This is a genomic window from uncultured Dokdonia sp. (assembly GCF_947492535.1).
GTDB lineage: Bacteria > Bacteroidota > Bacteroidia > Flavobacteriales > Flavobacteriaceae > Dokdonia.
In genome coordinates this window covers 221,668-237,008 of record NZ_CANLNH010000004.1, presented here as the reverse complement: position 1 = coordinate 237,008, position 15,341 = coordinate 221,668, and the positions used below count along the sequence as shown (strand labels likewise).

The window sequence follows — 15,341 nt, the reverse complement described above, 5'->3', positions numbered from 1 at the left end:
CATCTAAATTTTAAAGAAACACAAAGGAAACATTAACCCGTTCCAGTTAACATTAACCTTACATAAACATCACAACTTGCTAAAGCAACAATAACATTGACTTAATTAAATACCAAAAAACCTATAGCATCTTTGCAGCAAATATTTAAAGAAACATAAAAACTAACAATTAGAAAAATGAAAAAAGCAATATTAAGCATCTTATTTATTGGGTTAGTAGGATCTATATTTACTGCATGTAGTGGCGATGATGATGCTCCAATCGTTATAACTGAAACACCTACAGATGGTGGTAACGGAGATGATGGTGGTGATGAAAATTTTGTATTATCAGGGCAAATCACTGAAGATAGGACTTTAACCTCTGATCAGATATGGACACTTGATGGACGTGTCACTGTAACTAACGGAGCTTGTTTAACTATAGAAGCTGGAACAATCATCAAGGCTTTAGGAGGACAAGAAGCTAACGCATCGGTTCTTATTGTAGCTAGAGGAGCCAGCATTAAGGCTCTTGGTACTGCTGCTCAACCAATCATTATGACGTCTACTGCAGATGGCATTCAACCAGGAGAAACTGTAGGTACACTTACAGAAAATGATCGTGGATTATGGGGAGGTCTTATTGTATTAGGTAATGCTCCTTCTTCTTTAGATGGTGATGTTACTGAACAACAAATAGAAGGAATTCCTGCAAACGATCCTAATGGATTATATGGAGGTAATGACGCTGCTGATAACTCTGGTACTATTACTTATGTTTCTATTCGTCATGGAGGAACTGATATTGGAGAAGGAAACGAAATTAACGGACTTACATTAGGAGGTGTAGGAACTGGAACTACTATTGATCATGTAGAAGTAGTAGCTAATGTTGATGATGGTGTTGAATTCTTTGGAGGCACTGTTAACGCTTCTAATTTAGTAGTATGGGCTCAAGGAGACGACGGTATCGATATTGATCAAGCATATTCTGGGACTGTTTCTAACTCTGTAGTTATTGCTGGAAATGTATCTGATCATGCTCTAGAAATTGATGGCCCTGAAGGTTCTGCTAATGGAGGGTTTACTCTAGATGGAATTACTTTAATTGGAGATCAAGATACTTCTAGAGGTGAGTATGCTGATTATCGTGATGGTGCTCAAGGAGCAACTAACAATGTATTTGCTACTAACTTTCAGGCTGATAAAGATGTTGAATTAGACAACAATGGAGTTGCTCAAAACTTTTTAGATGGCGCTTTAACATTTAGCAACTGGACAGTAGAAGGTATTTCTCCAGCAAATTCAATTTTTGATGAGAAAACAGGAGATGGTGAATCAGATATTATCCTAAATCCAACATTCACTGAAAGAGCTGCGATGTGGACTACTTCTGGAACTTCTGGAGGAGCCGATACAACTGTATTTGGATGGACATTCGCTTCTGCATCTGGATCTTTATAATACCAAATGTTAATACATAATTAACAACTTATAAAATAGTATTGCCCATCTGTAAATTAAAAGATGGGCAATTTTATGATTAAATAAACACATATGAAAACCCTAATTACTTCATTTTTTTTATTGTTTTTAAGTATATCATTTGCAGTTGCACAAACAGGTAGTGTTTCTGGAACGGTAAATGATGGACAATTTAATGATATTCTTCCTTTTGCAAATATCATTGTACAAGGAACACAAAAAGGAACTACTTCTGATTTTGAAGGAAAATACACCTTAGAATTAGAACCCGGAACTTATATAATTGAATATTCATTTGTTGGATACCAAACACAAGCTATTAGCGAAGTGGTTATCAAAGCAAATGAAACCACTATTGTAAATGTTACATTATCATCAGAATCATTAGATGAAGTTATCGTAACAACTACCATACGCAAAAACACAGAACAATCTGTATTGAATGTACAAAGAAAATCTGCACAACTATTGGATGGACTATCTTTAGAGAATATTAAAAAAACTGGCGCAAGTAATGTTGCGGCGGCTGTAAAAAATGTACCTGGCGTATCTGTACAAGGTGGTAAATTTGTATACGTCCGTGGTCTTGGGGATCGCTATACAAAATCAATTTTAAATGGTGTTGATGTCCCTGGATTAGATCCAGATCGAAACACACTCCAACTAGATGTTTTTCCATCATCTATTTTAGAAAATGTCATCGTTGTAAAATCTGCAACAGCAGATCAGCCTGCAGATTTTACAGGAGGTGTAGTTGATATTGTCACTAAAGATATTCCTTCACGTAAAGAACGAAGTGCATCTATAGGAACATCTTATAACCCAGATTTTCATTTTAATGAAAATTATATTAAGAATGAAAATAGTGACACAGGCTTCTTAGGTTTCGATGATGGTTTAAGAGATAACCCAATAAATCCTAATCAAACATTCCCTGATTCACCAACACAAGCTCCTAATACAGTTGAATTTCTAACTGGGTTATTTAATCCTCAATTAGCAGCCATCAACAGAAGCAGCGGAAATGATTTTAATTTTTCATATGCACAAGGAAACTCTTATGATATTGGTGAAAACAGATTAGGATATGTAGCTTCTGTAAGTTATAGCAATAAAACAACTTTTTATGAAGACTATATTGATGGTCAATTATTTAGAAAACCACCTAATGATGTGGAGTCAAATGAACTACAAATAGACAGAACACAACAAGGTATAAGAGGAAGAAACAATGTCTTAATCAGCGCCTTAGGAGGGCTTTCGTATAAAACTCAAAAATCAAAGTATCGTTTTAATATACTACATGTTCAAAATGGAGAGTCTGGAGCTGCCATTAGCACTCGTGAAAATAGGATTGGTAATAGTAACGAAAGTATTCGTAATGTCTTAACATACACTGAAAGAAGTATCACTAACTTCCTTTTAAGCGGAAAACACACTAATGAAGATGCTAGCTGGACTACTGAATGGAAAATATCACCTACGATTTCAAATGTAGATGATAAAGATTTCAGAGTAACTCCTTTCTTAATCGAGGATGATGGAGATCTAAGTGTTAGCTCTAGTGAAACAGGAGACCCTATTCGCTTCTACAGAGAATTAGATGAAATTAATGTTGCAAATAAAATTGACATTACTCGCAAACACAAATTATTTGAAGGTGATTCCAAATTAAAATTTGGAGGAGCTTACACCTATAAACAACGTGATTTTAGAACTGATCGATTCTCATTTAGAGCAAATAACCCAATCACATTCTCTGGAGATCCAAATGAAGTATTAGGAGAAAATGCTTTTAATGCAGATACTGGCGATGGGTTTTTTGTAAGAAAAAATACAAGTGATTTAGATGTATTTGATTCAAATGCAAACATTGCTGCGCTATACGTAAGTGAAGAGATTCACCCTAATGATTGGTTTACTGCAGTAGTAGGTTTACGTTTTGAAAAATTTGATTTAAATTTTACAGGTAGCACTTTAGCTGACGGTATCACTACACAACTTGATGACGAAAAATTAATTGACAAAGCTGACCTTTTCCCCTCAGCTAACTTAATTTTCAACTTAAATGAAGATGGAAGTCAAAAAATTAGAACCTCATATTCTCGTACCACAGCACGACCATCATTTAAAGAAGCATCTTCGGTATTTATATTCAACCCTATTCAAGCAATTACAGAATTAGGTAACCTAGATTTAGAACCTTCTTACATCAACAACTTTGACCTTCGTTATGAGATTTATGGAGAAGACGAAAAGAAATTTCAAGCTGGCGACTTCTTTGCAATTAGTGGTTTCTACAAAACCTTTAAAGACCCTATAGAACAAGCATTCTTTATATCAGATCCAAGTCAGGTTACTTGGTTAAATCTAGGAGATGCAAACGTCATTGGAGGGGAGATAGAATTACGTAAAAATCTTGCTTTTATAGGCCTTAACAATTTTTCTTTTAACATCAACTTTTCTCTTATCGAATCTGATGAAGAGTTTAGTGATGATGAACGTGAATCAAGGGAAAATGTATTAAGACCTGGCGAGACATTAGACAGTGGTCGTCAATTACAGGGGCAATCACCATTCCTATTAAACACAGGACTTGCATTTGATTCTGGTGATACAGGATGGAAAGCAGGATTATTCTATAATGTACAAGGAAAAACACTACAAATTGTAGGAGCAAGAGAAACTCCTGATGTATTTACACTTCCTTTTAATGATCTTAAGTTCAATATCTCTAAAAGTTTTGGAGAAGATAAAAATTCAACACTTACTTTAAAAGTAAGCAACTTATTGGATGATGACATAGAGAGTATATTTGAATCCTTTGGTTCAGAAGATCAAATATTCTCAAGATGGAGTCCTGGACAGAGCTTTAGCTTAAGTTACAGTTTTAAATTCTAAATATTAAAGTTTGTCAATTAGCCACAAAAAAACCTTCCCATTCGGAAGGTTTTTTTGATAAATAACTTTATATAGTACTTAATATATCAATCTAAAGGAAAACTACTTATTACTTACAACACGAGTACCCTCATTTTTCCAAGTATTCACTGCGGCAATGCGAGAATCTTTATAGTCTACCTCTGTAAGTGTATCATTATTCCAAAAGAACCATTTACCAACTTTAGCACCATTATCATATTGAGCCGTAGCAGTTTTTTCTCCTTCCGCATTATAACTTATCCATTCACCTGTTACTTTACCATCTTTTGTAAAAAAACCTGTTTGACTCACCGCACCATTATCGTGATATAGTGTTGCTTCTATCAAATCTCCGCTTTTAATATATGTGTTTTTCTTTATTTCCTTTTGTGCCTGTACAGAAGTGATCATCAAAACTGCAACTAATAACATCATTATCTTTTTCATATTTGGGACTTTATTCGTTAAACTTAACGCTAAGTTAATTAAAAATTTACATTAAAAACAAGTTTACGTAACTTTTTATTTACATTAAGTTTACATTAAACTTGTAAGGTTATGATTATTAACAATTTATATTTCAATAGTTTCATAACATAAAACACCAACTAAGATCTAACTAGACATCTTTTTAGCGCTATTTTATTAAAATCACTCTCCTAATCTTAATACTGAAACAACACCGTAGAAACAAGCAAAAGTTCTTATCTTTCGCTTCGATATAACCTTTACATAACATACAGGCAATAAGAATTTGAGACTTTTGCGGTTAAGGGCTTTTTATAGCATATAACATATGGAGAACATATATATTTTTATGATTGCTGCACTAGCTATTCTAGCTATTGCAGATTTGGTAGTGGGTGTAAGTAATGATGCAGTAAATTTTTTAAACTCTGCTATAGGTTCTAAAGCTGTTACTTTTAAAACGATTATGATAGTTGCCAGTATCGGTATTGCTTTTGGAGCATTATCTTCCAGCGGAATGATGGAAGTAGCACGTAAAGGTATTTTTGATCCTAGCCAGTTTTATTTCAATGAGATCATGATCATCTTTATGGCAGTCATGATTACGGACATCATCTTATTGGATATCTTTAACAGCTTAGGAATGCCTACCTCCACAACGGTATCTATTGTTTTTGAACTACTAGGAGCAGCCGTAGCTATATCATTAGTTAAAATTTCCAGAGAAAATGAAGCCTTCTCTACTATTGTAAATTATATTAACACAGAACAAGCTGTAAAAATAATCTCAGGAATTCTACTCTCTGTATTTATAGCCTTTACTGTTGGAGCACTTATTCAATTCCTTACTCGTTTATTACTTACCTTTAATTTTGATAAAAAGCCGCGATGGACAGCTGCTGTTTTTGGAGGTTTATCTATAACAGGAATTGCTTACTTCATTATCATAAAAGGATTAAAAGGAGCAGACATTCTTCCTCACGAGTTCAGTACTTGGGCTAGTGAGAATTTACTCGCCTTTTTAGGACTTAACGTAGCGTTATGGACAATAATCTCTTTTATTGTTCATAGTATTTTCAAAATAAATGTATATCGACTTATCATCATTATAGGAACCTTTGCTTTAGCTATGGCATTTGCTGGAAATGACTTAGTCAACTTTATTGGAGTTCCTATGGCAGCATATAATGGGTTTCTAAAATGGACAGCTTCTGGTGTTGCACCTGAGCTATACAGCATGGGTGTATTAGCAGAAAAAGTTCCTACACAAAGAGAATTATTACTTGTTGCTGGTCTTGTTATGGTACTTACCCTATGGTTTAGCAAAAAAGCGCGTCGCGTTGTAAAAACATCGGTAGATTTATCTCGCCAAGATGAAGTAAAAGAACGCTTCCGCCCTAATTGGTTATCTCAAAATTTAGTGCGATCAGTAATTGTCATTAATGCTAGCATTAATAAAATATTACCTAAAAGCACAAAAAATGCTATTAATAATAGTTTTAAAGATTCAGAAACTGCCGCTACGATTCCAAAATCAGAACTCCCTGCTTTTGATATGGTACGAGCCTCTGTAAATCTTATCATTGCTAGCGTCCTTATATCTATAGCTACTGGTTTAAAATTACCGTTATCTACCACCTATGTTACTTTTATGGTTGCTATGGGTACATCCCTTGCAGATCGTGCTTGGGGAGCAGAAAGTGCCGTATACCGTGTCGCTGGGGTACTAAATGTTATTGGAGGATGGTTTTTAACCGCTTTAAGCGCATTTACAGCAGCCAGTATCTTTGCCTATATAATGTATCTTGGGGGTAATTATGCGGTGATTGGACTATTCTTTCTAGCTATTCTTATGCTTGTACGTAATTACCTTTCTAGTAAAAGAAAAAACAAAGAGGCTAAAATAGAAGAAGATCTTCGTAAAGCAGAAAGTCAAACGATTTCTGGAATTATAGAAGAAAGTGCCGATAATATTGCCAAAACCGTATCTCGTGCTAATAAAATATACACAAGCACACTTAAAGGACTCGCCAAAGGAAAAGTAGGCAGTCTTAAAAAGAGCCGTGCAGGTGTCGAAAAATTAAATGATGAAATAGACGAATTACGAGGAAACATCTTCTACTTCATTAAAAATTTAGAAGAAACCAGTGTGCGTGGTAGTAATTTCTACATTCAAATTTTAGGATTCCTAGAAGATATTACACAATCTCTAGAATATATTGCAAAAGCAAGTTACAAACACGTAAACAACAATCATAAGCCTTTACGATTTAATCAAATAAGAGATCTTCAAGAGATCAATCAGAAATTAGACGAATTTTTAACAGCAACTCAACTCGCTTTTAAAGATCGCAACTATGCTCAAATTGGCGAACTTCTAGGAAGAAAAGAAGAGTTATACAATAGCGTCACAGATAAAATACAAAAGCAAGTTGCTCGTACGCGTTCTGAAGAATCAAGTCCTAAGAACACCACCTTATACTTTGGTTTATTATTAGAAACTAAAGATCTTATTGAAGAGATTATGAATCTTTTAGAGCTATATCACAATGAGCACCAACAGTCTTAAAACATATATACATATTTAAATCTTAGACCTGATAGAGCCATTCTTTATCAGGTCTTTTTTATACGCATGAGTACGCTTTCGCGAAAATCACCACCAGCCTCTACAAATAAACTCAAAGAAGTAGCGCTAGTCTTTTTTAAGCTAGGTTGCTTTGCTTTTGGAGGCCCCGCAGCTCATATTGCCATGATGGAAGATGAAATCATCACCAAGCGCAAATGGATGACTAGAGAGCACTTTTTAGATCTTATAGGTGCTACAAACCTTATCCCAGGTCCTAACTCTACAGAAATGACCATGCACTGCGGCCATGAACGCGCAGGAAGCAAAGGACTCTTTGTTGCTGGAGTCGCTTTCATTATTCCCGCAGTTGTGATCACTGCGCTACTCGCCTATTTATACGTTTCTTATGGTCAACTTCCAGAAGTTGCTCCTTTCCTTTTTGGAATAAAACCAGCCGTACTTGCTATTATCGCTTCTGCTATCCTAAAATTAGGAAAGAAAGCCATAAAAACAACAGATCTTATTGTCTTAGGAATACTTGTATTAGTAGCAGCATTAGTAGGCGTACATGAAGTCGTTGCTTTACTAGGTGCAGGCGTAATAGGCACTCTCTATTTTTATCTAAAATCAAAAACGAGCACAACAAAGACTATCATCCTTCCATTCCCTATACTTGCTTCTTCATTACTTCTTAAAACACCTGTAATCAACGTATTTTTAACGTTCCTTAAAGTAGGCGCTATCCTTTACGGAAGTGGTTATGTTTTATTTGCTTATTTAGATGCGGAGCTTGTCACCAAAGGATGGCTTACCAGAACCGAACTTATAGACGCTATTGCCGTTGGCCAATTTACACCTGGACCTGTACTTTCTACAGCAACATTTATTGGATATCAGCTTTCTGGATTTGGAGGAGCATTAGCTGCAACCGCTGGTATTTTTCTACCTTCATTTTTATTTGTACTTATCCTAAATCCATTTGTATCCAAAATGCGATCTTCAAAAATCCTTAGTTATTTTCTTGATACTGTCAACGTTGCTGCTGTCGCTGTGATGCTTTCCGTATTAATAACTATGAGTATAGACACCCTTACCGATTGGCGCGCATTTGTTATAGCAGGCATAAGCGCATTCTTTATATTTAGCAAATGGAAAATATCTGTGATGTGGCTTATTGCTGGCGGTGCTATTCTTGGATATGTATTACAACTTATATAAAAGAAATGCATGTTATATACGCTCCTGCCTTCCGGCTGACAGTTTCGCGAAAGCGTATACCTGAGTATTACACACTAAAGACTTCAAACATCTAGACTTGAAAATATGTATAATCTAGCATTAGTACTAAAAAATTATGTATAAAATGTACTACCATAGATAACCACAAAGTTCTATATCGCTGCCTTAGATATCCTAAAAATAAACCAAAAGGAAATATCCAGATAAAAGAAATAAACGAAAAGTGAACCAATGCAAAGAGAAAAGAAGTTCCTATAATTGTCACTTGAACAGAACTCACTTTGCGCATTTCATTAAATAAAAATCCCCTAAAGGCTAGTTCTTCAAAAATAGGAGGCAGTATCGCTGTAAACAAGATTGCCCATAACAAGGTGTTTTTATAATATATATATTCTTCAAATATATTTTCATCATACCAATCTAATGCAACATTTAGCCAATGAATTCCGTAATAAACTAGAAAAGCACTTCCTACAGGAACAAGAAGCATCATAAGCACTCCTTTTACATCTACTTTTGGGATATGATACAATTTCATAATTGCTTTCCAATCTAGAGCGCAAAACCCTAATGTCATTACTATAAAAATAGCCTCTACAAGTACTTCAGAAAAGAAGCTTGTATCATTACTAAAGATAACAACACTTAAAATGGCCAATAAAAGAAATGCGAGATAGAAAGCTATGATATAATAGACGCTCTTTTGAATTCCTTTAGCCACAGGAGTTGTTATAGCGGTACCACATTGTGAGCAAAATTTTGCAGTATCTGGAAGAGAAGCAGCGCAGTGCAGGCAATACTGTACAGATGTCGGTTTTTCTTCCATTAGACTTTCTTTATCTGCAATGCTGCATTAATTCCTCTAGCTAAATACACAATCACAAAAGCTTTTATAAGCAAGCTACTCACGCTTATAATAGATGATGGTTCATAAATAGCTCCAAGCACAATAATAGTGAGATAAACAAGCAAGCCTAATATCAAAGCTATTAATGCTTTTTGTTGGGACCAATATCCTAAAATCAAATAAATAACAGATATGATGGCAAAATAAAGAAGCAATGAAATGTCTTGAACATTTTGAAAGAAATAAAAAATCCCCCATACCATATTGATTGCTGCAATGATAAATAAGATGTTTCTTGCTCCAGTAATTCCTTTTCTCGCATCACTAGATTTACGTATAGTTAGTATACGATGCGCATGAAATTTTGCTTGTTCTTCTTCTGATCCTTTTTCAGGGTATCCGCAAGAGGTACAAAAGATGTAATTTTCTTCCATAGAAGTAGCACACAAAGAACACTGTAAACCCTCAGAGATATCTTCGACACTCTCCTCCATAGATTTCTTTTTTAGATCAATATATAATAAAATATGGAATCCTTATCTCTTTACATGACAAAACCCAGTTTTCAAATTTGAAAACTGGGTTTTTCTATTAACACTTAAATATTATTTTGCTTTTGCAAAGGGTATTAAGAACCACACATTAAGCAATCATCATCTCCTTGAGATGCTTTTGCTTGTGCTATGATCGCTTTCATTTCTTCTGGCGACATAGGCTCTGTATTAGGTTGAGATGGCGCTTGTGTTTGTTCCTGAAGATTTGACTGCTGTACTTCATAAGAAGCTGCTGGTTCTTCAAGACTCATTTGCACTTGCATTTCTGCTGCTGCTTGCGCATGCTCTACTACTTGAGACGGCACATTCGTTCCTGTTGAAGGAAGTGGTGTCGCTGGTTGTTGTGTTGCTGTTAATTTTTGAGCTGCCCTCGCTGCTACTTGCTGCTGTGCTGGCTGAGGTGCTTCTTTTTTCTTTGCAGATAATGTAAACTTCTTAGCATCTACAGCAGATTTTGTACGTAGGTAATACATACCTGTTTTTAATCCGCTTTGCCATGCATAGAAATGCATAGATGTAAGTTTTGCAAAGTTTGCACCTTCCATAAATAAGTTCAACGATTGAGACTGATCAATAAAGTATCCTCTATGACGAGACATATCGATGATATCTTTCATACTCATCTCCCAAACCGTCTTATACAATTCTTTTAACTCTTGAGGAATCACATCAATTCCTTGAATAGATCCATTTGCGCGCATAATCGCTGCTTTTAGATCATCATTCCATAGGTTCAGTGACACAAGGTCTTCAAGAAGATGTTTATTTACAACAATAAATTCTCCAGAAAGCACACGACGTGTATAGATATTTGATGTGTATGGCTCAAAGGCTTCGTTATTTCCTAATATTTGTGATGTAGAAGCTGTAGGCATAGGAGCCACTAATAATGAATTACGTACACCGTGCTCCATCACTTCTTTACGTAATGATGCCCAATCCCAACGTCCACTTAATTCGTCATCTTTTATATTCCAGAGGTTGTATTGGAATTCTCCTTTTGCTATTGGAGATCCTTCAAATGATGAGTATGCTCCTTCTTTGATCGCTAAATCTTTAGAAGCTGTTACTGCCGCAAAATATAGCGTTTCAAAAATCTCTTGATTCAGTTTTTTTGCTTCGTCACTTGTAAAAGGTAAACGCAGTTTGATAAAGGTATCTGCAAGCCCTTGCACTCCTAATCCAATAGGACGGTGGCGCATATTTGAATTTTCTGCTTCTTTAACTGGATAGTAATTACGATCTATAACTGTATTTAAGTTTTTAGTCGCTCTTACTGTTATGTTATATAATTCTTGATGATCAAAAGCACCGTCTTTTATAAACATAGGAAGTGCTATAGATGCAAGGTTACATACCGCAATCTCATCGGGTGATGTATATTCAAGAATCTCTGTACATAAGTTTGATGAACGTATGGTACCGAGGTTCTTTTGGTTAGATTTACGATTTGCTGCATCTTTATACAACATGTATGGAGTTCCTGTCTCAATTTGAGATTCCATAATCTTCTCCCACAGTTCACGAGCCTTGATCGTTCTACGTCCTTTTCCTTCTTCTTCGTACTTTGTATATAGTGCTTCAAACTCATCTCCATATACATCAAAAAGATTTGGACATTCGTTTGGACACATTAATGTCCATGGTCCATCTTCTTGCACTCTCTTCATGAATAAGTCAGAGATCCACATTGCATAGAATAAATCACGAGCTCTCATTTCTTCAGCTCCATGATTTTTCTTAAGATCTAAGAAATCAAAAATATCTGCATGCCAAGGTTCCATATATATTGCAAAAGAACCTTTACGCTTTCCGCCTCCTTGATCTACATATCTTGCCGTATCATTAAATACTTTAAGCATAGGTACAATTCCATTAGAAGTACCGTTAGTCCCTCCAATATATGAGCCTTTTGCACGAATATTATGTATAGACAATCCTATACCTCCCGCACTTTGAGAAATTTTTGCTGTTTGTTTAAGTGTATCATAAATACCATCAATACTGTCTTCTTTCATTGTTAGTAGGAAACAAGATGACATTTGTGGTTTAGGGGTACCTGAATTAAACAAGGTAGGTGTTGCGTGTGTAAAATATTTTTTAGACATCAACTCATACGTCTCTCTAGCGGCTTCTAAGTCATTCAAATGAATTCCAATAGAAACACGCATCAACATATGCTGTGGACGTTCTGCTATTTTCCCATTAATCTTTAATAAGTATGAACGCTCTAGTGTTTTAAAACCAAAGTAATCGTATCCAAAATCACGATTATAAATAATCATCGAATCGATCGCATCTTTATTCTCCATCATTACCTGATAGACATCATCTGCGATCATAGGAGCTTTCTTATTGGTACGTGGATTTACATACTCATATAAGTCTGTCATCACTTCTGAGAACGACTTCTTTGTGTTTTTATGTAGGTTTGATACCGAAATACGCGCTGCAAGTTTTGCATAGTCTGGATGACTTGTGGTCATAGACGCTGCTGTTTCTGCTGCTAGATTATCAAGTTCACTTGTAGTTACACCATCATAAAGACCTTCGATAACACGCATCGAGATTTTTACAGGATCTACAAAATCACTTAATCCATAACATAATTTTCTTACTCTAGAAGTAATTTTATCAAACATGACCGGTTCCTGACGACCATCTCTTTTTACTACATACATACACTTAAAATATTTATTCTCTCAAAAGTCTTCCCCCGATTGAGAAAAAGGTTTGTTAATTTATAGCATACAGTTTTTTCCCCAAAGCTGTAATGCATTATGATTTGTTATTATGAAATCACGATTCGTACATCAAGTTATACGATTTCGCGAAAGCGGTCTTTAAAACGTATACAAAAAGACCTAAAAGTTTATTCTTATTTAGAATGAAGCGTCAAAACTAATTTTCTGACCTTCTCCATTATCATCTTTGTCTTTTACAACACCTGCTTTTTGATATTCTCCCACTCTTTTTTCGAAGAAGTTTGTTTTTCCTTGTAGTGAAATCATATCCATAAAATCAAAAGGATTTGCAGTATTATACACTTTCTCACAATCTAATTCTGTAAGTAAGCGATCTGTCACATACTCTAAGTATTGTGTCATTAGGGTTGCATTCATACCGATAAGACTAACAGGTAGTGATTCGGTAATAAACTCACGCTCTATATCTAGTGCGTTAACAATAATCTCTTTAATACGCTCTTTAGGTACTCTATTAATTAAGTGATGATTATGTAAGTGTACGGCAAAGTCACAGTGCACTCCTTCATCACGAGAAATTAATTCATTAGAAAAGGTGAGTCCAGGCATAAGCCCTCTTTTCTTTAACCAGTAAATAGAACAAAAAGCTCCTGAGAAGAAAATTCCTTCTACAGCTGCAAAAGCGATCAAACGTTCTGCAAAGCTTGGGCTATCTATCCATTTTAGAGCCCAATCTGCTTTTTTCTTAATCGCAGGAAAGTTTTCTAAGGCATTAAATAGTTTATCTTTTTCTGCTTCATCTTTTACATATGTATCGATAAGCAGTGAGTAGGTTTCAGAATGGATATTCTCCATCATGATTTGGAATCCGTAAAAGAATTTTGCTTCAGAATACTGAACTTCATTTACAAAGTTTTCAGCAAGGTTTTCATTTACAATTCCATCAGATGCGGCAAAAAAGGCTAAAATATGTTTAATAAAATAACGTTCGTCATCATTGAGTTTTGTAGCCCAATCTGTAAGATCTTGATGCAAGTCAATTTCTTCTGCAGTCCAAAAGCTTGCTTCTGATTTCTTATACCACTCCCAAATATCATGGTGTTGGATAGGAAATATCACAAATCTGTCTTTATTTTCTGCTAAGATAGGCTCTACTACACTCATTGTCCGTTATGATTTAAATTGATTTCTTTTTCATTCCACTAGGGACTAACAAATATCAATAAAAAAGAGAGCGAGCTTTAGGTTTTAACATTGTGGTTATCCACAAAGTTTTCAACATTCACTAAAACAGAATTTTCTTATATTTTTGTTAAACAAAACATTTAAAATATTGATAATCAAATGTTTAAATTCTTTATTTTTATACACAAAATAGCACCTAATTAAGAGGTAAAAACAGCCTCATCAAGGGATTTTACACTTGATTCCAATTGTTTTTGATAACGTTTTGATAACATTGAGAATTAAAGTTATGTATAATCAAAAAAAAAGATTAAACAGATTTATTATATGCTTGTACATATTTTTTTACAACATATCTTTTACCAAATACTTAGATCATATTTGCTTCTAAAAAGTAAAAAATAACACTTGTTTTTAAAGTCCGTTTTGATCAATTTGAATAAAGACAGAAAAAATCATTTGAACAGCATCTTTGTAAAATACTGGGGTGATATTCTCAAAATCATCAGAAGGGTGATGATACCCTGCATGATCTTCATTTCCAAAATACAAAAAAGGGATTCCTGCTTTATAAAAAGCTGCATGATCGGAAGCCATCGTCCAGTTTTGTTTTTTATCATTACCATCATGACCTATCAAGAGTTGGGAAGAAGTAGGGTTTTTGAGATTTTCTATTATGGTTTTTAATTGTTCATTATGCGGTGTTCCTACCACATAGAGTTCATTTTTCTCACTACGACTTATCATATCCATATTGAGATTTACCATAATGTTAGCGCCTTTCATTTTATCTACGAAATAGTAGGCTCCTTTAAGACCTAATTCTTCAGCATCAAAAGCAGCTAACACTACGGTATGTTTTGGAGGGTTTTCAGTAAGATACTCTGCAAAGGTAAATAAGGCTGAGATTCCAGAAGCATCATCATCGGCACCATTATAGACTTCACCTTTTTCAACTCCTACATGATCATAATGTGCACTTATCACAATATAGGTGTCTGGATAATCAGTTCCTTTAATCTGTCCTAAGATATTTGCTGCCTTATATTCCTTCCCTTTTACATCAAATGTAAATTGATGTTCATACTTGCTTCCAAAAGCAGCAACCCCTAGACTATCAAATGTCTTGATGATATATGTTCTCGCGAGTAGACCTCCTTTTTCTCCGGTCCTTCTCCCTTCAAAAGCATCAGAAGAAAGTGTCCTAACGCGTTCTAATAGTTTTTCTTCATCAAAGGATTGCGCATAACTAGCAAGTCCTATAAAAATTAATAACACAAGAAAAGGGATCTTCTTTTTCATCTATTTAAAACCTTTGTTGATTATAAATGCTAAGATAGTAACTAAAAAACCCAAATCTCATTATAGAAATTTGGGTTTTTATA

General features: G+C 34.8%; 10 protein-coding genes. 4 read left to right on the top strand and 6 right to left on the bottom strand.

Annotated features, from left to right (window positions below):
• Nucleotides 1-177 precede the first annotated feature (177 nt).
• Both Q1A60_RS07395 and Q1A60_RS07390 read left to right on the top strand, forming a co-directional pair.
• Nucleotides 178-1,446, top strand: a complete 1,269-nt coding sequence (locus tag Q1A60_RS07395) for a hypothetical protein (RefSeq protein ID WP_299763994.1) — start codon at nucleotides 178-180, stop codon at nucleotides 1,444-1,446.
• Between the two features lie 93 nt (nucleotides 1,447-1,539).
• The gene (locus tag Q1A60_RS07390) at nucleotides 1,540-4,368 is read left to right on the top strand and encodes a TonB-dependent receptor (protein ID WP_299763996.1); all 2,829 of its coding nucleotides are present in this window, start codon (nucleotides 1,540-1,542) and stop codon (nucleotides 4,366-4,368) included.
• 102 nt (nucleotides 4,369-4,470) lie between these two features.
• Here Q1A60_RS07390 and Q1A60_RS07385 read toward each other — a convergent pair whose 3' ends face one another.
• Nucleotides 4,471-4,836, bottom strand: coding sequence for a nicotinic acid mononucleotide adenyltransferase (locus Q1A60_RS07385; protein ID WP_299763998.1), 366 nt, complete (start codon nucleotides 4,834-4,836; stop codon nucleotides 4,471-4,473).
• 349 nt (nucleotides 4,837-5,185) lie between these two features.
• Here Q1A60_RS07385 and Q1A60_RS07380 point away from each other — a divergent pair, with 349 nt between their 5' ends.
• Complete coding sequence (locus Q1A60_RS07380) at nucleotides 5,186-7,426, top strand: inorganic phosphate transporter (protein WP_299764000.1); 2,241 nt, start codon at nucleotides 5,186-5,188, stop codon at nucleotides 7,424-7,426.
• 66 nt (nucleotides 7,427-7,492) lie between these two features.
• The gene (gene chrA, locus Q1A60_RS07375) at nucleotides 7,493-8,644 is read left to right on the top strand and encodes a chromate efflux transporter (RefSeq protein ID WP_299764003.1); all 1,152 of its coding nucleotides are present in this window, start codon (nucleotides 7,493-7,495) and stop codon (nucleotides 8,642-8,644) included.
• Between the two features lie 91 nt (nucleotides 8,645-8,735).
• Here the strand turns inward: chrA and Q1A60_RS07370 are convergent, their stop codons facing one another.
• The 5 genes from Q1A60_RS07370 to Q1A60_RS07350 form a co-directional block, all read right to left on the bottom strand.
• Nucleotides 8,736-9,491, bottom strand: a complete 756-nt coding sequence (locus Q1A60_RS07370) for a CPBP family intramembrane glutamic endopeptidase (protein WP_299764005.1) — start codon at nucleotides 9,489-9,491, stop codon at nucleotides 8,736-8,738.
• Nucleotides 9,491-10,006: a hypothetical protein gene (locus Q1A60_RS07365; protein WP_299764007.1), complete on the bottom strand. Its 516-nt coding sequence runs from the start codon at nucleotides 10,004-10,006 to the stop codon at nucleotides 9,491-9,493. Before Q1A60_RS07365 ends, Q1A60_RS07370 begins: the two co-directional genes overlap by 1 nt.
• Nucleotides 10,007-10,140: 134 nt before the next feature.
• Nucleotides 10,141-12,747, bottom strand: a complete 2,607-nt coding sequence (locus Q1A60_RS07360; protein ID WP_299764009.1) for a ribonucleoside-diphosphate reductase subunit alpha — start codon at nucleotides 12,745-12,747, stop codon at nucleotides 10,141-10,143.
• A gap of 201 nt (nucleotides 12,748-12,948) precedes the next feature.
• Nucleotides 12,949-13,935 carry a ribonucleotide-diphosphate reductase subunit beta gene (locus tag Q1A60_RS07355; RefSeq protein ID WP_299764012.1) on the bottom strand — a complete coding sequence of 329 codons (987 nt, stop codon included), beginning with the start codon at nucleotides 13,933-13,935 and terminating at the stop codon, nucleotides 12,949-12,951.
• A gap of 435 nt (nucleotides 13,936-14,370) precedes the next feature.
• The gene (locus Q1A60_RS07350; protein ID WP_299764014.1) at nucleotides 14,371-15,258 is read right to left on the bottom strand and encodes a M20/M25/M40 family metallo-hydrolase; all 888 of its coding nucleotides are present in this window, start codon (nucleotides 15,256-15,258) and stop codon (nucleotides 14,371-14,373) included.
• Nucleotides 15,259-15,341 lie beyond the last annotated feature (83 nt).